This is a genomic window from Aeromonas sp. R1-1, from assembly GCF_040908495.1.
Taxonomy (GTDB): Bacteria; Pseudomonadota; Gammaproteobacteria; order Enterobacterales; family Aeromonadaceae; genus Aeromonas; species Aeromonas veronii.
This window is the reverse complement of the sequence record NZ_JBFODV010000018.1, coordinates 17,308-42,026: the sequence shown is the minus strand read 5'-3', so window position 1 is coordinate 42,026 and position 24,719 is coordinate 17,308. Positions and strand designations below refer to the sequence as shown.

Here is a 24,719-nt window from a genome sequence, read left to right as displayed (position 1 = left end):
GATGAATTGACGGGGATTACCAACCGCCGTGGATTCATGCTCCTTGCCGACAAAAGTTTGAAATATGCATTTCGCGTAAAAAATCCAGTCACGCTGTTATTTTTAGATCTTAATCACTTCAAAGTGATCAATGATACATATGGGCATAATGTCGGTGATGATGCTTTATGCCAGATGGCTGAATTACTGTGTCGCGTATTTAGAGATGCCGATATTTCGGCTCGTTTAGGTGGCGATGAGTTTGTTGTTCTTTTACCTGGCACGGGTCATGAACATAGCTCACGGATAAAAGAGAGATTTTATAATGCACTAGAGAATTTTAACCACACCAGCGGCAAGCCTTATCAACTCTCTTGCTCACTAGGTATCGTTGTATACGATGCTCTCACCCCTCCTAATTTAGACAGTCTACTGTGCTTGGCCGATGAAGAAATGTATTCATGCAAGCTAAAAAAATAAACCGCTTAATTTTCAGGTGATAAGTACAAGGTGTAAATACTTCTTTATTTTTGTTCTGTATACAGTTCGACTGTGTGAGGAAAAATACCATCCTCCCTATTGTGAGTATGATGGACAGTAACCCAACCAGCAAATTCCTCTGCGGGCATTGGCTTGGCGACAACATAGCCCTGCACGGTATCGCAATGATTGGCCCTCAACCATGCAAGTTCTTCCTGGGTTTCGGCCCCCTCCGCGACAACTGACAATCCCAGTTCCTGACACAACAAAATGGTGGAGCGGACAATAGCTGCATTTCTAAAATGCTGGTCAACACCGCTCACGAAAATGCGGTCAATCTTCAATTCATGCACAGGTAAATTCTTCACATAAGCGAGAGAGGCTTGCCCTGAACCATAATCGTCAATGGATAGCTTCACCCCCAGGCTGGCAAGCTCTTTCAAATGCTGTAACGCAATATCAGGATCATCCATGAGTGCGCTCTCAGTGACTTCCAGACAAAGCAGCTGAGCAGGTAAGGTATTCTCTTGCAGTGACTTTATGACCTTTGGTACTAGGTCTGGGGATGTCAAGTCGAGCGTAGACAAGTTGACTGACGTGACGATATCGTGTCCCTCTCGGTGCCAGGAAGCCGCTTGACATATCACATGCGCTAATAACCATGGCGTGATCTCACGGATAAATCCCGTTTGCTCGGCAAACGGAATAAAGCGTCCAGGTGGCACCAACCCTTTGGTTGGGTGTTGCCATCTCAATAATGCTTCTGCTCCCTTGACGAGGCCACTCGCAAGCTCCAACTTGGGTTGAAAGAAGGCGACAAACTCCTCGTTGATCAAGGCATCTCGCATTTCACCAATCAAGGCTAATTGCTCATGGGGGGATTCATCTGCAATCTTGCACGCAAAGGCGAAACCGTCACGGCGGCGTTTGGCATGACGCATTGCCATACCTGCTCGCCTCATTAGCAAGCTGCTGTTATTACCATCTTCTGGAAATATCGCGATCCCCAGACTGCCCTCAACGTCAAGGCGTTGACCATCCAGTTCAATAGGCTTACGGAGTTGCCCCAGTAACTCTTGGGCATTATCAAGGATATTGAAGTAATCGACCTCTTTGATAAGTAGCGCAAACTCATCGCCTCCCAAACGCGCCACCAAGTGCTTGCCAGCAACCATGGCGAGTAAACGTTGAGCCATCTCCTGTAGGAGCCTGTCGCCCACCAGATGGCCCAGAGCATTATTAATTTGGGCAAATCTATCAATATCGATGAGCACTAAAGCGCCACTACCTTGTAAAGCCGCCTCTGTCAGCGCCTCCATAAAACAGGTGCGGTTTGGGAGCTCAGTAAGTGGATCCGCATACGCTAGCCGCAAAATATGCTGCTCGCGGGTCGAGATACTACGGCGCATGGTATCAAGAGCCCGCATAAGTGCTTTCGTTTCAACGCCTAGGCCTAAAGGCACCTTGCACTGGTAATCCCCTCCAGCTATAGCCTCAGCGACCATCACAGCTTTGTGTACAGGTTTGGCAATGCTTCTGGCAATCAACAGCGCCAAGACACTTCCAGTGACGAGCGCACTGAATGCAAGGATAATAACGGTCAAACGCGCTCGGTTTGCATCGTCTTTGAGTGCGATAACCCCACTTTGCATCAGTTCTTGCTGATGCTCTGCAATACGTAGTGTCTGAACAAGCAATGCTTTAAGAAGTACATCAGTTTGCTCTTCATAGTGTTGGCGAGCGGAAGACAAGCCATCAATTTCGATTCGTTCCACCGTTTGCTGAAAAGAGTCACCATAATGCTTTCGCAGGTTTATGAGTTGGTCAATATCACCCACATCTCCCCCCATTGATGCAGCCCGTTCTAATCCTTCAATAGCGGCATCGGATGCAGCCAGTGCAGAGTCCATCGCTGTATAGAGGGGTACACGCTTGTAACGTTCGTCTGTTTGCAGAAGAAGCAGCAAATGCAGTGCTGCGTTCTGAGAGTATTGATTAGCTCGTTGGGCAAGAAATTCAATCCGTGCTTGCTGCTCGACAAACTGATTGATTCCATCTGTTAACGTATTAAAACGATGCAGGGCAACGGACGAGACGGCAAGCAGAAGTAACAAAAGCAGGGAAAAGGCGATAAGGAGCAGTGTTCGTATCGAACTGTTGTCAACCAGCACCAAAAAAGGATTATTCATCATCTTTGTAGCCACCCAACTTTGTCATGTGTGGAATCTTGAGGCGGAATTCTGCAAGCCTTTGGAAGGCTCACCCAGTGTCAGTGTTATTTCAGCAACATCCGCTGCGGCGATCTGATTGGTGTTATCAACATCACTGGCATGACAGTGTTTGCGTGCGTAGCGCCGTGCATCTGCATGGCATACTGCCAGCAAGCGGGAGATAGCCGCATGATCTTCTGTCTGAGCAGACAGAATGAGGTTCTCTTTTTCCATCATGCAATGTGTCATGACTCAGTTCCTTTTGTCGAGTTTACGGCCAACCATGGCGCACATCGGGCAGAACCCCATCAGGCCCGTCATGGAAAGGATGGCACTCATTACTCCTGCTGCAACAGCAAGGTCAGATTTCCCCCAGCTCATCACTGGAAACACAAGCGCCATGATGCCCAGGATGATGCGTAACACTCGCTCCCAGTTTGGGACATTCTTTACATAGAACATGTCAGTCTCCTCCGATGGCAAGAGTGTTGAATCACTCTCTTGCTTGATAAGAGGGGCTAGGTGAGCAAAGCTGTTCGCAGAAAATGAAAAAATCTCAATTGAGCCCATTCAAGTATATCAGTCGATTATTGTCAATGATGTCACTAGAGATGCTCTTATAGCTGGTCAGCAAACTTTACCGAGTTGGTACTCTATGCTTGGGGTCAGAGAACATTTGGTTTGCTGTAAGTTGATGACGGGATCTAGCGCGTAGCAGTAGTTTTGAAAAGACCAAAATAAGTTATGGGATCTTGATATATGAACTATATTTTCGCCTTAAATCATCAATATCTTTTTTTGCTTTCCTTTCTTTTTCCTCAAGAGCTTTTATCTCATTTGCTTTTTCTTTCAGTAACTGCTCAAACATTACTTTAGCCTGCTCTCTTGATTTAATATCTACGATGTTTGCCAAGTCTTTGGATCTTTCTGTTAGAGCATATTCTCGTTCTTGTAATGAGATGAGGCTATCATTTAGATTTTTTTGTATAAGGTTTAACGAGGCTGACCGCCTGCGTATTTCGACTTCACTAGCTTCAAGCTGAGCCTCTTTGGCTTTAATGGTTCTATTTATATCATCAACCTGTGAATAAAACTCAGCCTTAAGTTCATCTAAATTAAGAAGGTCACGTAGTAAATCTTGCTTTTGATCAACTTCATCTTGTCTATGATATAGACGGTCTTTCAATTCCATTTCAAAGCTTCTGTATTGATCTTCCAATAGGATTATTTTTTCCTGTGCCTCTAAAATGGACGACTCTTTTTCTTTTAACACTCTCTCCCATCTTTTTAAAATGGCGTTAGCCTTGCCTTCTGCATGCCGAGACTGTTGAATCACTCTTTGCATATCGCTTAGTTCTGATTCGCGCGTATTTTTTATCGCTTCGAATTCTGCATTAAGTTTTTTAACCTCTGTCTGGTGCTTTGAACTCAAAGATGAATACTGATGCTGTAAAGACAATAATTGTTGTCTATTATGGGAGTAAATCATTTCGGAGAAGTTGCCTACAGGGGCTACAGACACCCATTTTTTGGGGCATTTTTTTAGATAATCTCTTATCTCTTCTTTTGATATTATCTCTCCTTTCACACGAAATCCACTCAGGTCAAGTTCAATGCAGGTTGCATTCACCCTCTTTAATTCTTTAACTTTCTCTCGATCACAAAAGTGCGTAACTGCAACTTCGATGAGAACCTTCTCTCCATCGATGAACCCAATTACATCCGGGATAACTCGGCCCTCATAAACCTCACATACCATCTCATCAAAAACTATGTTTTTATGGATTGGGTTTATAGTTCCAATCGGCAGTATCAACTGCCTATCCGTTGCTAAAACCTCTTTAGCCAAGATATGTATTTCGGTTTCTGGCCTCCAGGTACAGGAATTCTGCTCGATTGAATTAGGCTCATGAGCAAAATAATGGGCTTTAACTTGCCCTTTCATAGCCCAGACAGCGCCCTGACAACCGATGCATATGCAATTGCATGCTTTTCCACTCACAACGTCTTTGACATCAACTATATGGCCGTTGTCGTCAAGAGCACGAGTCATCAGGATTCTTGCCATATCTATTCAACCTATAAATGAATTATGTAATAGAACGCATCATTTTTTTTAGTTCATTTAGATGCTTTCACCACATGAGTAACTACAACATTTTTATGAAAAATCATATAGTTACAGTTAATTACTTTGAACTTCATCAAGTTCCAATTGGATTTTAGAGATATGACCACTCCCCAGGTGAGCTCATTGGGCTTTAGAGGATGCGTAGGAGCGGGCTGGTAATCAGGGAGGGGGGATGGATGCAGTACGGTGGAAGGCTCTGAAATTGATACCAAAGGAAAGGCGCACGAAAGTAGCGTAAACAAGACACCGGTCGAGGCCGGTGTCAGGTGATAACTAGATCTGTACACGCCTTTCTAGTCTCCTTATCTCTTGACTAAAAATGAACCCTGCAAGGCTATCACTAGGAGAGCCAGGTACTACGATAAATAAACCACAGTTTGGAGGGTATAACAGGCCATGTTTTTTACCTCGTTTGTATCTCCATTTTCGTTTGATATACTTCCGCACAATAACATCTATTTCTTTAGAAGTTGAATATCTCATGACTCCTCCGGCGAGGATGCATTAGTTAAATCTATAACTGTTTCTTCAAGTTTTGTTATATCACTGAAAGTGAAGAATTATCCGCTCATCATCAGAAGCAGAATCTTCTGATGCCCATACCCACTGTAATTGTCTTGCTATATTATTAGCTGCATCCTCTATGCCTTTTTTAGACCACGGTGCAGCTCGATAGCTACCATCAGGCATTAGTTCAACTAACGAAATAGTGTAACTTAGATTGTAAAAGCCAAGTTTTCTACGTTTTTCCGGAGATAATCTCCACGTGTCGTAGGTTAAATTAATTGTTCCATTATTCGGACTGACCTTCCATGAGACCCCAGGTAGTTGATGAAGATGAGTACGCAATCCCTCTGCTAGACCACTAGTAAGCTTATTAACTATCCAGGCGTGAGATCTACCACTAACTATAAACCTGTTAAATACCGAATCTTCTTGGTCAGTAAACCAACCTCCGGAATATGCAGTTCTGCTCTTAGCATTGTCCGTTATTTCAATTATTTTCAGTCTCAGATTTTTTATGTCTGATGGATACAGAACTTCATCATTTAAGGTGACGAAATTAGCCTCATCAAAAGCTATTCGGTCTAACTCAGACAACATCCATTTATCTGCTTCACTGGGTGATACCCATTTTAATCCATCAGGCTTAGGTAACGTTCTTGAAAAAATGAAAGTGGTTTTATGGAAGCCACTAATTCTGGGGTGGATAAGATCTACATGTATCCAAGGATATGTATGCTTAATGCTGATATGCATATCTTCAGTATAGTAATGACCCACCTTCTTGATGACATCCCGTACCTCCCACATAATCTCACTAAGGCCATACTCAAAACTTGTACTTATTGAATCCATTACAGTCTTACGGATAAACCAGTGACCATGTACATTTGCAGGATTTAGAATTTGCTCGCTACTCCAACCTGTAATATCTCGAAGTTTTATTAACTCGTCAGGTTGTCCAATCAATTGAGCCAGTTCTATTTGGATGCCAAGATCTCTTGCAAAGTCATAGATATCTTTGTTCATATCAGGACATTGACCATTATATTTGCTTTGCCACTCAGAAAACTCATTATTAAGTGCTTGGTTATTGCCAAGTTCCAGCTGTGATTTTAGTTGCTTGACTAATTTATCTATATAATGGTAAGACTCAGGGGTGTCTTTTCCTTGTAATACCTCTACAGTTGTTTCAAGTGCTTGAGCTAGAGCATCAGCCAAAGCCTTGCTGGTATGTCCGTTCTTTTCTACTCGTTGGTAATGACCAATGAGGGTTTTTGGTGCGGCCTCTGGAGAGCGTCCCAAAATCTTGTAAGCCTTACTCATCAACATTTCTTGGGTCAGGCCTGATTCAACGCGCAGACCCTTCAGCCTTTCAGGATTGATGACAAACGATGTTCTTCCCATATGAATGAGCTCCTAAGTGACGATGCACATATCATGGCGGAAAGAATAAATGTTGTATATACATCATAAATACCACATTTATTATTTAGCGTAAGCCGAATAACAGGGTTCGCTGAGTCATACGCTTGGTCTTGAGCTTCGAGTTGCGTAGGGGACGGGAGAAAGGAAGGTTCCAGCGATAGTGACATCAGTTGCTGGGTGATGGGCGGCAAGAGTTTTAAGGTCAAGCAACGCTTGGCGGTGTTGGTTGTTGGTTGTTGGTTGTTGGTTGTTGGTTGAAAAATGTGACCTGAGTTAACAAATATCCTTGCTGATTATTTTATCTTATCCTTTTGATAAAACTCATCATTGAAGGATTCTATGAGCTATAGTGCCGAAATCAGCCGTACCAGTCCTACAGCATTCTTGTTTTTGGTAGACCAATCTGGGTCGATGCAAGATTCCATGACTAATGGCAAGTCCAAAGCCCAATTTGTAGCCGATGTTCTTAATCGAACTTTAGCCACTCTTATTACTCGCTGCACTAAGTCAGAAGGGACTCGTGATTACTTCGAGGTTGGTGTTTTAGGCTATAGCGGTTCTACCGCAGAAAACGGGCTTGGTGGTGCCTTATCAGGGACAATTCTTCATCCAATCTCTCAAATTGAAGCTAATCCATTGCGTGTAGAAGATCGGATTAAGCGAGTAGATGATGGTGCGGGTGGTCTAGTCGACCAAGCTATCAAATTCCCTGTATGGTTTGAGCCCAAGGCTGCGGGCGGAACGCCTATGTGTAACGCCATCACCAGTGCTGCTGAACAGTTAGTGGCTTGGTGTGATGCACACCCAGACAGCTACCCACCGACTGTTCTGCATATCACTGATGGTGAGTCTACAGATGGCGAACCTGGGAGCCTAGCACAACAACTCCAACAGATTAGTACCAACGATGGCAACGTTCTGCTATTCAATCTTCATGTGAGTTCTAGTGGTGGTGACCCCGTAAAATTCCCTATATCTGACGCTGGTCTAAGTGACAGCTATGCAAGACTCCTTTTCAGTATGTCCAGCCCTTTACCTGTACACCTTCAAAAAGTTGCAGAAGAAAAAGGGATCAAAGCAACGATGGAATCTCGTGGCTTTGTTTTCAATGGCGAGATTACTGAGGTTGTGGACTTCTTTGATATTGGCACCCGCGCCGCCCAGCTACGTTAACTATGGAATTCCACATCCTGTTTGATGGAACCGTAGCCAAGCATATTGAGCAACCAAACGATAACGAAGATGCTTACCGCATAGACCAAGAACGAGGCCGCGTGGTGCTGTCAGATGGGGCTTCTGAGTCGTTTGATGCTAAAAGCTGGGCTAATTTGCTTGTGGATGAATGTATAGATACAGCGCCTTTGGATGAGGCGCTCTCTTCATGCATCACAAAATATAACCTTCTACATGATCCGAGCACTCTGTCTTGGTCAAAGGCAGCTGCTTACGAAAGAGGCAGCTTTGCTACGATGTTGATTGTCCAAGATGACCCCATTCACGAGAACATCAACGTGTGTGCCCTGGGAGATAGTCTTGCTGTTTGGAGCGATGGTCATACCCTGTTGGATACAATACCGTATTATTGTGCAGACCAATTCACTCAAAAACCGACTCTTCTATCAACGCGCAATGAGTTAAACCCATTATTAAGCGACACTAATAGTATTTTGTTGACTCAAAAGGACTGGAGTTACAAGGACGATCAGACGAAATTGCTTCTCTGTATGACTGATGCTCTCGGGGCATGGCTACTGCATCATCAGGAGCATGGTGATAGCTCGGCTTTTGAGAGGCTTATTAGTATCAGAAGCCAACAGGAACTTCAGAAGCTTGTTGAAACAGAACGCGCAATTGGAAAACTCCGTCGAGATGATACCACTTTAATTCTCATTAGCCTGACCAGTGAAGTTTAAGCCATGGCATATCCAACCCTTGAGCAATACAACGAGGCTCTACAATCCCCACAACTCGTATTACAAGACGCAGAGTTAAAGCATGGTACATTAAAGACTACTGGCTTAGGGCTTCCTCTGGCTTTATGTGGTGGATTTGCACTCACGTATACTGTACAGGCTGGAGGTAAGAAATTTGCACTGCGTTGTTTTCACAAGGAATCACGAGAGTTAGAGAGAAGATATCAAGCGATATCCTCTCGAATTAAGCAATTGGCGAGTCCTTATTTTCTACCATTTGAATTCATCCCAGCGGGTATTCGTATTCAGGGGGTTATGTATCCCATCGTAAAGATGGCTTGGGCACAAGGACAAACATTAGCTGAATTCCTGGAGAATGAATATCGTAACCCTCAGTCTCTTCAAAGACTACGGCAAGCATTGGCTAATTTAGCAGACTTTCTAGAGAAAAATCAGATTTCTCATGGTGATATTCAGCCAGAAAATATAATGGTGAGTGCAGGTGGTAGCACGATTCAACTCATTGATTATGATGGAATGTATGTTGAAGCACTGCAATCATCTAAAGCAACTGAATTGGGACAGGTTAACTTTCAACATCCCAAGCGTACTGCTAATGATTTCAATGAAAAGCTTGACCGTTTTTCATTTTTAACGCTGGATGTCGCACTCCAAGCATTGATTGCGTCTTCTTCGATTTGGACTATTTCTCGGTCTGAACCGAGTGCAGTTGTATTTAGGCGGAATGACTTTTTAGATCCTAGCTCTTCAGTGATATTTAAAGAGGTTTTAAAAATCACTGGCGTGGGGTTACATGTCAAAAACTTAGCTAGAGTGGCACTTGGGGACTTTAATAGAGTTCCTACCCTTGTAGATTTTCTTCAGAATAAGGGGATCTACCACGAGGAAATTATATTTGGCCAAGGGGCTACCTTGGCTAAGGCAGGCTATCAAGGTGCATATGTAGTTTGTGATGCGTTGAAATATGAAAAAGTATTTGAACAGGTTGGGAGCAGAATAGAGCTCATTGGTAAAATCCATTCTGTTCGCCGTGGGTGGGGAGCGAATAGAAAACCTTATGTATTCGTGAATTTCTCTGATTGGCGTGGCAAGGCTGTCAAGTTAGCTATCTGGTCTGATGGCATGAATGCGATTGGTGCTAATGTACCTGACCAGACTTGGGTTGGTCGTTGGCTGTCCGTTACAGGCCTCGTTGATGCGCCTTATCATGGACATGCAAAATCGACTACCTACACACATATCTCAATCACTATAACTGCACCAGGTCAGATACAGCAGATACCAGAACAGGAAGCCAGATACCGTCTTCTTGGGGGGATCGCAGCTCCGGCTAGGACTGTGCCGAGTCAAAATGCAGGCATTCTCTCAACAATGACAAAAGGTACTAGAGCTTCAAATTCGCCAATTCAAATAAGGCCAACCCCCACAGCTCCCCAGAAGAGCTCAAATCAGCAGCTTCTTGAGAAGATGCGGGCTCAGCAAGTACCTCAGGTAACATACACGAGTGCGTCCCCCGTACATCTATCTTCAAACATGGGCAATTCTGCAAGGAACAACCCAATCGGTACTAATAGGAAATCATCTGGCTTAGGTTGGGGAGGATGGCTTTTTATTATAGTTGTTGGCCTTGTTATGCTAAAAGGCTGCATTAATTAAAGACACAATCACTTGTGTGGTCATCTCACTTTTATATGGTTACAATAACCTAAGGATGTAATTTGGAAAAGATATTCATCCAAAATTATAATTGGGGGCCGGAGCTGGAAGTCATTAGAACACATGAGCTATTAATAGCCATCAATAATTATGTCAATGAAAATTGTGCAGAAAATGTTGACCCACGGTTCAATATATTAACGGATAAAAATAATAATTCGTTAGATGATTTACAGAAATTTTATGCAATATTAGCTTTTTCAAGGGGCGAATTGTTCGAAAATTGTAAAAGTCGAAACTATATCAGCTATAAAGCATCTACTATTTTTAATAATGACCGATTAACGATTCAATCTCTCAAACACGAATATCGCTCATATCTATCCGAGTGTGTTGTTTTGTACGATAGATTAGCTTACTTTATCTCCTTTCTAGAGTTGTGTTACAAGTCAAATGGGATCTCTTTTGAGAGCGAGAAGGTAATGCTCCACACATTTTTTAACCCTTTATTATTTGATATTAGGAATGAGAACGCACATCATCGTTATGTTGTTAGAACCGAATATTTAGAGGTGGAGTATCTTGAGAATTTAATTCATGACATGAACTATAATGGTGACACATCACAGAATACAATAGAACAATACGTGGAAAAGCTTGGGCGCTTGATAGAAAAAGATCTGGATTGGTTTGAGTACACGTCTAAAGAGTTTGCTGGTTTTTTTATAAGGTTTTTAAACTGTATATCTACAAAGATTCTGAATAATGGTTTATTACATGAGCCGAAGGAACTACCTAGTGACCTAGTGCTTAATAAAAAAATCACACCAAATTTCAGACGAAAAATACATCATAAAAAACTATTCAATGAGAGCAATGACACAGATTATTGATCGTTTAATAGGCTGTTGATAGCTATAAGTCTCCGAGCTTTTGATAGTTTAATGTTCCTAGATGGGCAAATAATGAAAAATTATTCAGATGTCATAAGTGAATTTAATAGCACGTTTTCTACTAATGCTAGCCTGTGTGAGGATTTAAAAGTAGGGGCGGATCTGGGAAATTGCAGGTCTTTTGCTTTATATCAGTTAGTGGAAGACCAACGCAGTGCCCCCTTTGGTACGGTTCTATACCACCATATCGGCAGCTACAACACTGGTGAGGTATACGAAGCAGAGGGGACAGCTGGCTTCAGGCTCAGCTCACGGCTCGATAGTATTGAAAAATTTTTCCCTTTGTCTTCAAACGAGGCGACTCGTAGATTAGATATTGGGTATCGGTCACCCTGGCTTGGCGGTAGTTGTGCATTTTCCTCTATTCCATTTAATCGGTGGTGGTGCATATTCCGGCCGATCATGAACACCGATTCCGGTTCAACGTGAACACCATTTCCGGACCAATGTGAACGCTCATTCCGGCTCAACCTGAACACTTTGCTCCTCCTTTCCGGAAACAGTGTTCAACATCCCGGAATCACTGTTCACATTCACCGGAATCATCCTTAACGCATTGATTTAACAACCTTTGATACGCTCTCCCTTTTGCCAGGGAAGAGCCTATGTCTGCCAAGAGGATTGCAATGCGTAAAATTCGTGAAGTGCTGCGACTGCGGCTGGAAGCTGACCTCTCTGTTCGCCAGATAAGTTGCTGCACCAAGGTCAGCGTTGGCTCCATCCAGAAACTCCTCAAAAGTGCCCAGACGCTCGGCCTGACCTGGCCCTTACCTAGCGAGCTTGATGATGGCCAACTGGCGGCCCTGTTCTATCCGCAGGCCGATACCACCATCTCGGCCCGCCATGTTGTACCGGATTGGCCCTCTGTCCATCAGGAGCTCAAGCGTAAGGGGGTCTCCAAACAACTGCTCTGGGAGGAGTACACCCAGCGCTATCCCAACAGCTGTTACAGCTACTCCCAGTTCTGCGACCGTTACAAATCCTGGTGTCAGTTGCAAAAGCGCTCCATGCGCCAGATCCACAAGGCGGGGGAAAAGCTCTTTATCGACTACTGCGGGCCCACGGTGCCCATCGCCTCGCCCTCCACGGGGGAGGTCCGTCAGGCCCAGATCTTTGTCGCCGTGCTTGGTGCGTCCAACTACACCTTTGCCGAGGCTACCTGGTCACAGTCACTGCCGGACTGGTTGCAAAGCCATGTCCGTGCCTTTGAGTTTTTCGGCGGTACACCGGCACTGCTGATCCCCGACAACCTCAAAAGCGGTGTCAGCAAGGCTTGCCGATACGATCCCGAGCTCAACCCCAGCTACCAGCAGTTGGCCGAGCACTATCAGGTGGCAGTGATGCCAGCTCGCCCTTACAAGCCCAAGGATAAAGCCAAGGCTGAGGTGGGTGTGCAGATCGTCGAGCGCTGGATCCTCGCCCGCTTGCGCCACCAGACCTTTTTCTCGCTGGCCGAGCTCAACCAGTGCATCCGGGCCTTGCTGGACGAACTCAACGAGCGCCCGTTCAAGCAACTGCCCGGTAACCGGCGCGAGGCGTTTGAGCAGTTGGACCGCCCGGCGCTGGGACCACTGCCGGTGCATCCCTATCGCTATGTCGCCATCAAAACGGTCAAGGTCAACATCGACTATCACGTCAGCTATGAGCAGCACCACTACTCGGTGCCACACCAGTATGTGGGCCAGCAACTGGAGCTCCATGCTGGCGACACTTTGCTTCAGGTCTATCACCAGCAACATCTGGTCGCGAGCCATCCGCGTAAAACCATCCCGGGGATGAGCACGCTCCCGGAACATATGCCGGAACGCCACAGCAAACAGCAACGCTGGACGCCAGGCCGTCTCAAGCAATGGGCTGCTGACATCGGACCGGGCACCTTGTGCTGGGTTAGCGAACGGCTGGAAGAGAAAGCCCATGCCGAGCAGGCATACCGACTCTGCCTGGGGCTACTGAGTCTTAGCCGGGAGTATCCGCCATCACGGGTCGAGGCCTGCTGCCAGTTGGCTAATCGGGAAGGACTGGTGCGACTCAAACAGCTCAAGTCGGTGCTGAGCAGTGGCCGCGACAAACTGCCCGCAAGCCCGCTGAGCTACCCAGAGTTATCGCAAGAGCACGAGAACATCCGTGGCCCCCAGAGCTTCCACTAAAGAGGATACGCCCCATGACCCAACAAACCCTGACCCGCCTGAGAAACCTGAAACTGACCGGCATGGCGGATGCAGTGCAACAACAACTGGAACAGGCCAGTACCTACGAAGGGCTGCCCTTCATCGAGCGTCTAAGCCTGCTGGTCGAACACGAACAACTGAGCCGGGAGCAACGTAAACAAGCTCGGCTAGTCAAGCAGGCGCGGCTCAAACTCCAAGCCACGGTGCAAGAGGTGGACTACCAGTCTGCACGCAACCTGGAGCGGTCACAGGTTGCAAACCTGGCCCAAGGAGAGTGGCTGCGCCGAGGCCAGAACCTGCTCATTACCGGCCCCTGTGGCTGTGGAAAAACCTACCTGGCTTGTGCGCTGGGCTACCAAGCCTGTCAGCAAGGACGGAGCACTCGCTACTACCGGTTGTCGCGTCTACTGCTTGAACTGAGCCAGGCCAAGGTAGATGGCAGTTACGCCAGACTGCTGGGTCAACTGGCCAGGATAGAGCTGCTGATCCTCGATGACTGGGGACTGGAAGCGGTGAATGCCGAGCAGCGCAACGCCCTGCTGGAGATAATGGATGATCGGTACGGGAAATACTCGACGGTGGTGGTGAGTCAGCTGCCAACGGAAGAGTGGTACGCGAGCCTGGGAGACAACACCCTGGCAGATGCGATCCTGGACCGGCTGATGCACAACGCTCACCGGCTGTCACTGAAGGGAGAATCGATGAGAAAGAGGAGAAGTGAGTTGACCCAATCTGAACAGTCGAGTTAGAAACGGGATGACGTGAGCGCGTTAAGGATCAGGGTGTTCACGTTGGCCGGAATGGCTGTTCAACTTCGCCGGAATACGCAGGTGGGTTGATTCATTTAAAACATTGTGTGCAAATGTTCCTACCCAGGCTGAGCTGGTTAACTCATTCTTGACGCGAGAGATAGAGGTTCTTGCAGAGGCAGCTAAGAATAAAGGCCATAGAAGTGGCTGGGTTTATAATAGGTTCATTGATAAACTTGAGTATCTCTCGATGCGAGTGAATCATGAGTTTCTTGATTCAACACAATATTTATTTAAGCCTGTGCTGTTTTTTAATGAGTTTTCTCATAACTTGGTTAGTTTGAACGAGCAGGAGAAGACAGAAATGAGAAGTGAAATTGCAAGAGCCATCTGCTTTGATGAACCCTTTAGAAAAAGGTTTTGATGATAGCCGCCATATCTCACATTAATTGGAATTTTTCACATCAAAAAGTTTTATAATCTGGTGCAGGATTTATTACTTCTACACCAGATTATAAGTAGTTTTAACACCCCAAAACTTAACTAATTAAATCTAGATACTCATCCTCTGTGATAACTTTAACGCCTTTCTCTTTTGCACTATTTATCTTTGTTTCACCGACCTTTGTTCCCGTAACAAGGTACGTAGTCTGACCTGTTACTGATTTTGCAACTTTAGCACCTAAAGCCTTTGCCTGTTTTTCCATGTCGGAGCGAGTGCCTTTAATCATAGTGCCAGTGAAAACGATAGTGGCCCCAGCAATAGGAGTGGAAATCTGGCTATCATCGGATGCTTTGGGAGTAATACTCAAGTTGAAACCGAGTGAGTAGACCTTAAAGAACTCATCTTTAATGCTAGCCAACCCTTCCAAAATCGCTTCTGAACTCTGTTGTGCAAAACCATCAAGCTTACCGATATCCTCGGCAGACAGATCAAATATTTCTGTCAGAGAATAATGACGAAGAAGTTTCTCACAATTACCACCACCCAGGCGACTTACACCAAAAGCCGATAGAAAGCGCCAATCCTCAATTTCTACATTACGACTGAGCTGGAGCTGTTCAAATAAATTTTTTGCTGTTTTTTCTGCAAAGCCATAGCCAGAAAAATGATGTGCTTTAAGCTCATATATTTCATGTATGTGCTTAATTCCTTTATTGGTAAACTTCTCTATAACCTTCGGCCCAAACCCATCATTGTTACCTAATGTTTTAAAGAAATGAATCAATGTATTCTCAGTCTGAGCAGGACAGTCACTTTTGTTTTGACAAATTAAGTGATCTGCTTCCCAAACTAGATGAGACTGGCAACTTGGACAGTTTGTTGGGATTTGTGGTTCAACCTGCTTAATTACTTTTTCAATTTTAGGGATAACCAAGCCACTCCGCACGACCTGAACAATAGCTCCTTTGCCAATACCATTCGTTTTGACCATATTGTAATGATGAACTGTCACTCTACTAATCGTGGCACCACTAATCTTAGTTGGCACCAACTCTGCAACTGGTGAAACTCTTCCAGTTCTTGACGTTTGAGGCGTAACCTCAAGAACCTCCACATCTGCGGACTCAGCATTTACTTTGAATGCAATCTGCCACCGATGAAATTTCCGCGTAGCGCCCATGTTTTCTTTAATTCTGGGATCTACTGCTTCCAGGATCACTCCGTCTACATCATAATCAACAGCATTCCAAATGCTATCAATAATCTCCTCGAAGTCAGTCATCAACTGCTCATAATGCCCAGTCCAATTTTTAAGTAGGACAAATGGGTAAAAAACACATGCCCCATCATTGATTGCCTGCTGAACCAATGGATCTACATTCTTTTCAGCAATTATTGCGGCTTGAATATTGCGTGAGTTTTCGAAGTGCTGGCTTAGATTCTCTTCAAAATATTTTTTATCGATAACGATTTCTCCAGCACCAAGCCCTCGTGCACCGCTCTGTGCAACTTGAAGCCCTCGCTCAAATGCTCTTGAGATATCCTGACCTTTAACGCCATCACCGCGAGTATACAAACGCTCACCATCATCGTAGGCTGCATAGCCATCTAACTTTGGTGTAACGCGTACACTTATACTTTTTGCATCTATATTTAATTCATTTGCAGAATTAATAATTCTCTCAAGCCATTTTTGAATCTCTTCTTTGGAATATGCTTTATCTGTTGATAACATTTTCTGAGGTAATGGTACAGTTTTCCCCAGATGAAGCACTTCTGGCTCTACAGAATTAACAAATGAACTAGCTGGTTCTTTTTTAGAAAACTGGTTATAGAAGACATCATATTCTGAGTCATCAATAACAGGGAAGCCTACTCGGTAGCAAGCATTAGCAACTTCTAGAAATATCTCTTGCTCATCATTATCAAGTTCATTGAAAGAGTTATTAAGAATTGCCTGTTCAATTTTTTTTCTCTTTATTTTTTTGCCTAATTTATTAATTGCAGAAAGCTGTTTTTCGTTAAATTTAAATTCATTCATATTTTGATACCAAAAATTTATTATGTGCCTCTAAATGCAACTCTTGCTCTCAAGAGTGGAGACTATGAAGACTAGACCAGTATAGCGTGGTGCTGTCTATGTGAAACATCAGCTACTAAGGTGACACCCACATCCCCTGCCCGGCGCACGATCACGGTATCGCCAATCATCACGCCGAGGCGCTCAATCTCGTCAGCATTGTGCAAGGTGGCGTTGGAGACAGTCACGCCGCCGACAAACACCGGTTTAAGCTTGGCCACCGGCGTCACGGCGCCGGTACGGCCAACCTGAAACTCGACGTTCTCGAGCTCTGTCATCTCCTCCTGCGCCGGGAACTTGTGGGCGGTCGCCCAGCGCGGGGCGCGGGCCACAAAGCCGAGCTCCTCTTGCAGAGCGATAGCATCCACCTTGTAGACCACGCCGTCGATCTCATAAGGGAGCTCGCCACGGCGGGCCAGAATGTCGTCGTGGAACGCCTGACAACCGGCAGCCCCCTCTTTGAGTTTCACCTCTGGACTGAGCGGCAGCCCCCACTCTTTGAGCTGATTGAGACGACCGAAGTGAGAGCCACCGAGTTGCTCGCCGCCGACACCGACGCCGTAGGCGTAAAAGCTCAGGGGACGGCTGGCAGTGATACGTGAATCGAGCTGACGCAGGCTGCCGGCGGCGGCGTTACGAGGGTTGACGAACACCTTCTCGCCTGCTGCCAGTGCCTTGGCATTCATGGCCTCGAAACCGGCCTTGGGCATAAAGACTTCGCCACGCACCTCAAGCCGCTCGGGCCAACCAGAGCCCCGCAATGCGAGCGGAATGGCCTTGATGGTACGCACGTTCTCGGTGATCTCCTCACCGGTAGCGCCATCGCCCCGGGTCGCAGCCTGCACCAGCTGACCATTTACATAGAGCAGGCTCACCGCCAGGCCATCAAGCTTGGGCTCGCAGCAGAACTCGAAACGCACTTCACGCTTGAGGCGATCGCTCATGCGCTGTTCAAAGGCCAGCAGCTCTTCGCTGCTAAAGACGTTATCCAGACTCAGCATGGGGATCTCGTGGCGCACCTGACTGAACGCCGTCAGCGGCTGGCCTCCGACCCGCACGCTCGGGGAAGCCGGGGTTTTCAGCTCGGGATGCTCGGCTTCCAGCGCAATCAGTTCGCGCATCAGGCGATCGTATTCGGCATCCGGCACTGTGGGGTTATCCAGCACATAGTACTGGTGACCATATTCGGTAAGCAGTTCACACAATTGACGGTGGCGGGAGAGGATATCGCTCATGAAAAAGTCTCGAAGTGTGATTGAACATACGGCCGGGGTAGAAACAAAAATGCGGTACCAGGGTACCGCACTTTTTCTTCACTCGACCCGTATGGCGTATTAGTCGCGACTGGCCTCGTAGGCAGCCAGCTCGTGACGGTAACGGGCAATGGTCTCGTCGCTCAGCGGGCTGCGATCCATATCGGTCAGCATGGCATCGAGATCGCTGGCCAGCTGATCGGCAGCCTGCAGCATGTCCTCGAAGGCAAACGCGGCATTGCTGCGCAGCGGCAACTGCATGAACAGGGAGACACCCGGCGTGGTGAACTGCTCCATCCGGTACGGGTTAAAGGTACCCGGCTTGACCATGTTGATCATGGAGAAGAGCACTTCACCCTTGCCGTTGGGATCTTCGTGACGGTGGAAAATATCCATCTCGCCAAACTTGAAGCCCAGCGCCATCAGGGATGAGAGCAGGGTTGCACCTTGCAAGTCGTGACCCGGACGGCCCATCAGGTTGATGACATAGACATCCTGCCAGATCTTCTCGACCGGCTGGGGCGCCATGCGCGGCTCTTCCACCACAGGTGCAGGTGCCACATAGGCCGGCTCTTCATAAACAGGCTCGGGAGCCACATGGCGGGGCTGCGGCTGATATTCCGGCTCGGGAGCACGCACCGGTTCGGCACGAACGGTGTCGGCGGTACGGACTGTCTCTGCACGGGCACCAAAAGTCGGGGCGGTCGCGTAAGCGGGCTCGACCAGCGGCTCGTCATCCAGCGACTGCATCATGGGCTCGCGCTGGGGACGGGAACGGTAGACCGGGGTACGACGATTGACCTGAGCAGGTTTGCGCACCGGCGCGGCGGGCGCCTCGTCGATCTCCTCGGGCAGCGGCTCATCGAACGCTTCCTCCTCTTCATAGACAGGAGGGGGCGGAACCGGGCGGGCAGCAGGCTTGCGCACTACGGGCGGCGGCAGATCGTCCTCGTCATCTTCATCATCAAAGGCGGGGACGGCAGGGCGACGACCGAGTTCCGGCTGGCGGCTCTCTTCACTGCGCAGCTTGGGCTCGGCACGACGGCCACCACTGACCACACGTACCTGGCCGATGCCATCGCTGTCGAAGGCGTCGTTATCACGATCCCGCGACTTGGAGTCCATCCGTCCAATCGGTTTCTCTTTGATCGGTGCCTGACGATTCTTTTTGTTGCTCCACAACCCGTGAATGAGCAATGCCGCAATAGCAATACCGCCCAGGGCAACCAAGATGTAACGCAATTCCTGCATTAGCTGCTTCTCTTTCTAGTTTTGCTCAGCCAAAGCGACGGCTTCACCGATATCGACCGACACAATGCGAGAAACCCCGGGCTCTTGCATCGTGACGCCAACCAGCTGCTCAGCCATCTCCATGGAGACCTTATTATGACTGATGTAAACGAACTGTACTGTGCTCGACATCTCTTTGACAAGAGAACAGAAGCGACCGACGTTCACTTCATCGAGCGGTGCATCCACCTCATCCAGCAGACAAAAAGGTGCTGGGTTGAGTCTGAAGATGGCAAAAACCAGCGCAAGCGCGGTTAACGCCTTCTCCCCCCCGGAAAGCAGGGCAATGGTAGCATTCTTCTTACCCGGAGGTCTCGCCATGATGCTCACTCCGGCCTCCAAAAGATCATCGGAGGTGAGCTCAAGCCAGGCACTGCCCCCACCGAACACTTTTGGAAACAGGGATTTTAAATCTTCGTTGACCTTATCGAAAGTGTCCCGGAACCGTATTTGTGTCTCTTTATCAATTCTTTTAATGGCTTGGCTCAAGGTTTCCAGCGCTTGCTCGAGATCCTGACACTGATTTTCAAGATAGGTTGCCCGGGTTTTCGCCTCTTCGTACTCCTCCAGCGCCGCCAGGTTGATGGCGCCGAGCGCCTCCACTTGCGCCTCCAGGGTCTGGATCTCCTGCCGCAGCTTGCTGCGATCAGCGGCGATCAGCACCGCCTGATCGAGATCCACCAGTCGAACCCCCAACTCTTCGAACTGCTCATGCAACCCCTGTCGACGGGTGAGGTTGCGTTCGCGCTCAAGGCGCAGGGTTGCCAGCTTCTCTTGCAACGTCACCAGCTGCTTGTGATCGGCACTTCTGGCCTGTTCCAGCTCACCGAGCTGGCGCTCCAGCTCCGCAAGCCGTTGATGGCAGGCGAGCTGCTGCGCCTCCAGATTGCGCTGCTCAGCCAGCAGGGGCGCCAGATCCGGCACGGCCTCGCTATCCGGCCCTTTCAGCCCGGCCAGCTCCAGGCCGAGCCTCGCCAACTCCTCTTCGCCCAGGGTAATGAGTTGGCGCAGATTGCCCAACTCCAGTTGCAAACGCTGGCAGGTCGCTTGTTGCTGCTCGCGGCGCGCACGGGCCTCGTCGACCGTCCGCTCGCTGCGGGTCAGCAGCTCCTGAGCGAGCTGCAACCCTTGTGTCAGCGGCTCCCCCTGCTCCTGCAACTCGGCAAGGCGTGCCTCATCGAGTTCCAGTTGTTCACGGGCGCTGGCCAGTCGCTCTGCCTCTTCGGCCTGCTCCTGATCGAGCCGGATCAGCTCTTCGCCGAGCTGACCGAGCCGCTGCAACCGCTCCTGCCGCTGACCCTGTTGCAGACTCCAGGCTTCGCGCAGTTGTTGCCATTTCTGCTCTTGCTCGCGCAAGGTTCGCTGCGACAACTCCTGCGCACTGGCAAGCTGGGAACGCCAGGCATCGGCAGCCACAAGTTGCTCGCTCAGCTGTGCCAGCCCCGCGGCAACCTTATCCTGCTCGGTATGCAACCGCTCACGCTCACCGAGCAGCGCCATGGTGCCGAGCGCCGCGCCCTGCCCCAGATCTGCCCAGTTTGGCCCCAGCCAGTCGCCAGCAGGAGTCAGTACCGATTCACCGGCCGCAAGGCTTGGCTGACGGGCCAATGCGGCTTCCCGGCTCTCCACCAGCCAGATGGCGTTGAGGAAGGCAGGAGTATGCTCACCACCCAGTTGCGCCGCCAGCGTACCGGCAACCGCCGGTTGCGCCGGGCCAATCCAGAGCCCCTCTTGCGCCAGATCGCACTCGTCCGCCGGCGTTGCGGTGAGCCAGCGACCCAGCACTTTATCGAGTGCCTGTGCCCACTCGGGGGCCACCTGCAACTGGTCGGCCAGAGTCGCCCCCTCCATCTGTTCGCCGAGGATCTGATCTAGGGTCGCCAGCCGCGCCTCCAACTCCCGCTGCAGGCTCAACTGCTGGCCATGCTGCTGCTTGAGTTGTTCATGGGCGTCGACCGCCTGCGCCAGCTGCTCGGTCAGCTCGCCATTGGCCGCCCGCGTCAGCTCCAGCTCACCACTCAGGGCATCGAGGGCCGGTTGTAGGTCATCGGCCTCTGTACCGAGAGGGCCCGCGCGTTCATCTTCCAGTTTGAGGCGGGCCAGCCGGGTCTTGGCTTGCAGCTCCTGCAGGCCACCCAACCGGGTGCGAGTCTGGTTGAGCTGTCCCTGCAACCCGGCCAATTGTTGTTGCCACTGCTGCTGGCGCAGGCGGGCCTGCTCCAGCTGCTCGCTGGCCTGCTGGCGGGCCTCCTGCTGCTCGGTGAGCAACTGCTCACACTGCTCCAGCCGCGCACTCTCCTGCTCGGCGCGCAATACCCCTTCGGTCAGTTGATCCTGCTGGCTGGCAAGCTGCGCCTTGCGGGTATCGAGCCGCTCACCGAGCGCCTCTGCACGGGCCTGCCAGTCGCGCCCCAGTTCACTCTGGTGCAGTTGCTGTTGTTCGAGGCGGGCGATGGCTTGCCCGCCGAGAAAAATCTGTTGCTGACGGCTCGCCTGCTCGGCTTGCGCCTCTTGTCTGGCGACCGACAGGGTGACATGGCGCCCCTCATCTGCGGTGCGCTTGGCATCGAGCGCCGCCAGCGCCTGCTCGGCCTGCGCCAACTCGGTTTTGGCCTCGCCCAGGCGCGTCTCCAGCGCCCACAACTCGGAACCAATCAGCTCGGCGCGAGCTGCGCGCGAACGACTCTTGAGCTGTTTGTAGCGCTCGGCCGTTTCGGCCTGGGCTTTGAGGTGGTCAAGGCGCGAACCCAGCTCGCCGCGAATATCGCCGAGGCGCTCCAGGTTCTCCTGGGTGTGGCGAATGCGCTGCTCGGTCTCGCGGCGCCGCTCCTTGTAGCGGGAAACCCCGGCGGCTTCTTCCATAAAGAGCTTGAGATCGGCCGGACGTGACTCCACCAGTCGGCTGACGGTGCCCTGCTCGATGATGGCGTAGCTTCGAGGGCCAAGACCGGTGCCGAGGAAGAGGTCGGTCACATCCTTACGGCGGCACTTCTGGCCGTTGATCTGATAGTGGTTGGAGCCGTCACGCAACACTTCGCGGCGCACCGAGATCTCGGTAAAGCGGCCGAACTCGCCGGGCACCCGGTTGTGGGGATTGTCGAACACCAGCTCCACCGAGGCGCGCCCGTGCGCACTGCGATTGATAGAGCCGTTGAAGATGACATCGGTCATGTTCTCGCCGCGCAGATGGCGAGCGGAGCTCTCCCCCAACACCCAGCGCACCGCGTCGATGACGTTGGATTTGCCACAGCCATTGGGGCCCACCACGGCGGTCATGTCTGCCGACAGTTCGATGCGGGTCGGCTCGACGAACGACTTGAAGCCGGCGAGTTTGATCAGTTTCAGACGCATGGCGACCTGTATCAGTGGCTAAATAAAGAGGATGCGGGCAGGTGACTTTACCAAATCCAGACCCGGCTTTGTTTGTAATATGCAGGCATCATCCCCATTCATGCCCGATTTTTGGTCGCCACGGCACGAAATAAGGAATAGTCGGCGACTTTACCAAATCAAAGGCTTGTTTGTAATATGCTGGCAGTTCTCCCATGCATAGATGGAGCTCACATGAGCCAATCACCCCATATGGTCAAAGATTCAATCAGCGGTGCTGACTACTTTCTGCGCGGTTTTTCCCTCATTCGCCAACCGGGCATCCGCACCTTTGTGCTGATCCCCCTGCTGGTCAACTTCGTGCTGTTTGCCGGGGCCTTCTATGCCCTGTTGCTGCAACTGGACGGCCTGTTCGCCTGGCTCCATCAGCAGATCCCCGCCTGGCTCGACTGGCTGGACTACCTGCTGTGGCCCATCGCCCTCATCACCATCCTGGTGGTCTTCTCCTTTATCTTCAGCTCGGTTGCCAACTGGGTAGCAGCTCCCTTCAACGGCCTGCTGGCGGAGAAGGTGGAGCAGATCCTCACCGGCCAGCCAGCCAATGACAGCGGCATGCTGGATATCGTCAAGGATGTGCCACGCACCTTTGGCCGCGAATGGACCAAGCTGAAGTATTACCTGCCCAAGGCCATCGGCTGCCTAATCCTGTTCCTAATCCCTGTGGTAGGCCAGACCCTGGCGCCTGTGCTCTGGTTCCTGTTCAGCGCCTGGATGATGGCGATCCAGTATGTGGATTATCCGTTCGACAACCACAAGATCGACTTCATCACCATGCGCGATGCCTTGAAGCAGCGCCGCGGCAAGTGCCTCAGCTTCGGCGCTTTGGTGACCCTCTTCTCCGCCATTCCGGTGGTGAACCTCTTCGTGATGCCAGTCGCCATCTGTGGTGCCACCGCCATGTGGGTCGATCACTACCGGCAGGAGCAGTTGGGGCGCTAACCCTTGAACATTGATTAGAAAAAGGCACCCGAAACGGTGCCTTTTTCGCATTTAACATGAATTAAATTAATGCATGCATTCGATAGCTTGTCCCATATGACACGAGTTGGTAGGATTCTGGCCTTTCTCGTTCCCTGGGATATCTCATGTTACATGCACTCTTCTTGGTGGGCCTGGTGGCCGAAGGGATGACCGGCGCGCTGGCCGCGGGTCGGCGACGGATGGACCTGTTTGGTGTGGTGATCATCGCCTCGGCGACGGCCATCGGTGGTGGCACCATCCGCGATGTGCTGCTCGGCCACTATCCGCTGCTCTGGATTGAGCATCCGGAATACGTGCTACTGGTTGCCGCAGCCGCGATGGCAGGTGTGGTCTCCGCCCCCCTGATGCGCTATCTCGGCAAGCTGTTCATGGCCCTTGATGCCCTGGGACTGGTGGTCTTCTCCATCTTCGGTGCGGCCCGAGCGCTGGATATGGGCCACGGCGCCGGTATTGCCTGCATCATGGCGGTAGTGACCGGGGTCTTTGGCGGGGTGCTGCGGGATCTGCTCTGCCAGCGGATTCCACTGGTATTTCGTCGCGAGCTCTATGCAGCCATTTCGCTGATCACCGCAGCCCTCTACTGTCTGGCGCTGGATCAGGGCTTGCCGACCAACTGGGCCGCGTTCGGTTCCATCGGGATCGGCTTTGTGCTCCGGCTGCTGGCGGTACGCTTCAAGTGGGGTCTGCCTACCTTCAACTACCAGTACGCGACCCACTGAGTACGCCAGCTTCTGGCGAAGCGGGTTGGATTGCGAGCAACAAAAAAGCGCCCGAGTGGCGCTTTTTTCATGGACGTTCTGCGACTCAGTTAATCCCTTCCGAGCTGAAGAAGGTCGCCTTGTCGGCGATAAAGCGGATCTTGATGTTCTTCCCTTCCCCGCCCCAGAGGCAGCTGGTGGTGCCCAGCGCATCGTCACAGCGCTCCGCCTTGCCCAGAATGGTGCTGGCCTCGGCGTAACTCATCCCCATCTTCAACTGGTCGTAATTTTCACGGTTGAGCTTGCTGCAACCGGTCAACAACAGGGCGATCAGGCCGCCAATCACTATCTTTTTCATCGCTATCTCCTCTCTGGTGGGAAGAGCTTGGC

The 24,719-nt window shown here is 49.9% G+C and carries 19 protein-coding genes; 9 read left to right on the top strand and 10 right to left on the bottom strand.

Features of this window, described 5'->3' with window-relative positions; genetic code table 11:
• Window positions 1–459: GGDEF domain-containing protein (locus AB5Y92_RS00905; protein ID WP_368225177.1), on the top strand; the 459-nt coding region annotated here is incomplete at its 5' end.
• Window positions 460–503: 44 nt separating this feature from the next.
• Here the strand turns inward: AB5Y92_RS00905 and AB5Y92_RS00900 are convergent.
• From AB5Y92_RS00900 to AB5Y92_RS00880, 5 genes are all read right to left on the bottom strand, one after another.
• Window positions 504–2,651, bottom strand: coding sequence for a bifunctional diguanylate cyclase/phosphodiesterase (locus AB5Y92_RS00900; protein ID WP_139411150.1), 2,148 nt, complete (start codon window positions 2,649–2,651; stop codon window positions 504–506).
• 21 nt (window positions 2,652–2,672) lie between these two features.
• A complete protein-coding gene (locus AB5Y92_RS00895; protein ID WP_052447230.1) occupies window positions 2,673–2,918 on the bottom strand; it encodes a hypothetical protein in 246 nt (81 codons plus the stop codon).
• 3 nt (window positions 2,919–2,921) lie between these two features.
• Entirely contained in the window at window positions 2,922–3,131 is a 210-nt protein-coding gene (locus AB5Y92_RS00890; RefSeq protein ID WP_042024869.1) for a DUF2892 domain-containing protein, read from the bottom strand.
• 280 nt (window positions 3,132–3,411) lie between these two features.
• Complete coding sequence (locus tag AB5Y92_RS00885) at window positions 3,412–4,737, bottom strand: hypothetical protein (protein ID WP_368225175.1); 1,326 nt, start codon at window positions 4,735–4,737, stop codon at window positions 3,412–3,414.
• 606 nt (window positions 4,738–5,343) lie between these two features.
• Window positions 5,344–6,711, bottom strand: coding sequence for a hypothetical protein (locus AB5Y92_RS00880; protein ID WP_368225173.1), 1,368 nt, complete (start codon window positions 6,709–6,711; stop codon window positions 5,344–5,346).
• Window positions 6,712–7,071: 360 nt separating this feature from the next.
• On the opposite strand from AB5Y92_RS00880, the gene AB5Y92_RS00875 reads away from it, so the two are divergent.
• The 6 genes from AB5Y92_RS00875 (at window position 7,072) to istB (ending at window position 14,192) form a co-directional block, all read left to right on the top strand.
• A complete protein-coding gene (locus AB5Y92_RS00875; RefSeq protein ID WP_123172656.1) occupies window positions 7,072–7,905 on the top strand; it encodes a vWA domain-containing protein in 834 nt (277 codons plus the stop codon).
• A gap of 2 nt (window positions 7,906–7,907) precedes the next feature.
• The gene (locus AB5Y92_RS00870; protein WP_123172657.1) at window positions 7,908–8,645 is read left to right on the top strand and encodes a hypothetical protein; all 738 of its coding nucleotides are present in this window, start codon (window positions 7,908–7,910) and stop codon (window positions 8,643–8,645) included.
• Between the two features lie 3 nt (window positions 8,646–8,648).
• Window positions 8,649–10,322, top strand: coding sequence for a protein kinase family protein (locus AB5Y92_RS00865; protein WP_368225171.1), 1,674 nt, complete (start codon window positions 8,649–8,651; stop codon window positions 10,320–10,322).
• Between the two features lie 62 nt (window positions 10,323–10,384).
• Entirely contained in the window at window positions 10,385–11,215 is an 831-nt protein-coding gene (locus tag AB5Y92_RS00860; RefSeq protein ID WP_368225170.1) for a hypothetical protein, read from the top strand.
• A 665-nt stretch (window positions 11,216–11,880) separates the two neighbouring features.
• On the top strand, window positions 11,881–13,422 hold the full coding sequence (gene istA, locus AB5Y92_RS00855) for an IS21 family transposase (RefSeq protein ID WP_270660629.1): 1,542 nt from the start codon (window positions 11,881–11,883) through the stop codon (window positions 13,420–13,422).
• Between the two features lie 14 nt (window positions 13,423–13,436).
• Window positions 13,437–14,192 carry an IS21-like element ISAs29 family helper ATPase IstB gene (gene istB / locus AB5Y92_RS00850; protein WP_270660627.1) on the top strand — a complete coding sequence of 252 codons (756 nt, stop codon included), beginning with the start codon at window positions 13,437–13,439 and terminating at the stop codon, window positions 14,190–14,192.
• Between the two features lie 539 nt (window positions 14,193–14,731).
• On the opposite strand, the gene AB5Y92_RS00845 is transcribed toward istB, so the two are convergent.
• The 4 genes from AB5Y92_RS00845 to AB5Y92_RS00830 all read right to left on the bottom strand — a co-directional run bounded on the left by AB5Y92_RS00845 (window position 14,732) and on the right by AB5Y92_RS00830 (window position 22,611).
• On the bottom strand, window positions 14,732–16,678 hold the full coding sequence (locus tag AB5Y92_RS00845) for a BRCT domain-containing protein (protein ID WP_368225167.1): 1,947 nt from the start codon (window positions 16,676–16,678) through the stop codon (window positions 14,732–14,734).
• Window positions 16,679–16,749: 71 nt separating this feature from the next.
• The gene (ligA, locus tag AB5Y92_RS00840) at window positions 16,750–17,952 is read right to left on the bottom strand and encodes an NAD-dependent DNA ligase LigA (protein ID WP_368225165.1); all 1,203 of its coding nucleotides are present in this window, start codon (window positions 17,950–17,952) and stop codon (window positions 16,750–16,752) included.
• Between the two features lie 99 nt (window positions 17,953–18,051).
• On the bottom strand, window positions 18,052–19,221 hold the full coding sequence (gene zipA, locus AB5Y92_RS00835; RefSeq protein ID WP_040066671.1) for a cell division protein ZipA: 1,170 nt from the start codon (window positions 19,219–19,221) through the stop codon (window positions 18,052–18,054).
• Window positions 19,222–19,236: 15 nt separating this feature from the next.
• Complete coding sequence (locus AB5Y92_RS00830) at window positions 19,237–22,611, bottom strand: AAA family ATPase (protein ID WP_368225163.1); 3,375 nt, start codon at window positions 22,609–22,611, stop codon at window positions 19,237–19,239.
• A gap of 213 nt (window positions 22,612–22,824) precedes the next feature.
• Between AB5Y92_RS00830 and cysZ the strand changes: the two genes are divergently transcribed.
• On the top strand, window positions 22,825–23,589 hold the full coding sequence (cysZ, locus tag AB5Y92_RS00825) for a sulfate transporter CysZ (protein WP_005338455.1): 765 nt from the start codon (window positions 22,825–22,827) through the stop codon (window positions 23,587–23,589).
• A gap of 146 nt (window positions 23,590–23,735) precedes the next feature.
• Complete coding sequence (locus tag AB5Y92_RS00820) at window positions 23,736–24,350, top strand: trimeric intracellular cation channel family protein (RefSeq protein ID WP_005338456.1); 615 nt, start codon at window positions 23,736–23,738, stop codon at window positions 24,348–24,350.
• Window positions 24,351–24,435: 85 nt separating this feature from the next.
• Here the strand turns inward: AB5Y92_RS00820 and AB5Y92_RS00815 are convergent, their stop codons facing one another.
• Window positions 24,436–24,687, bottom strand: coding sequence for a hypothetical protein (locus tag AB5Y92_RS00815; protein ID WP_005338457.1), 252 nt, complete (start codon window positions 24,685–24,687; stop codon window positions 24,436–24,438).
• Window positions 24,688–24,719 lie beyond the last annotated feature (32 nt).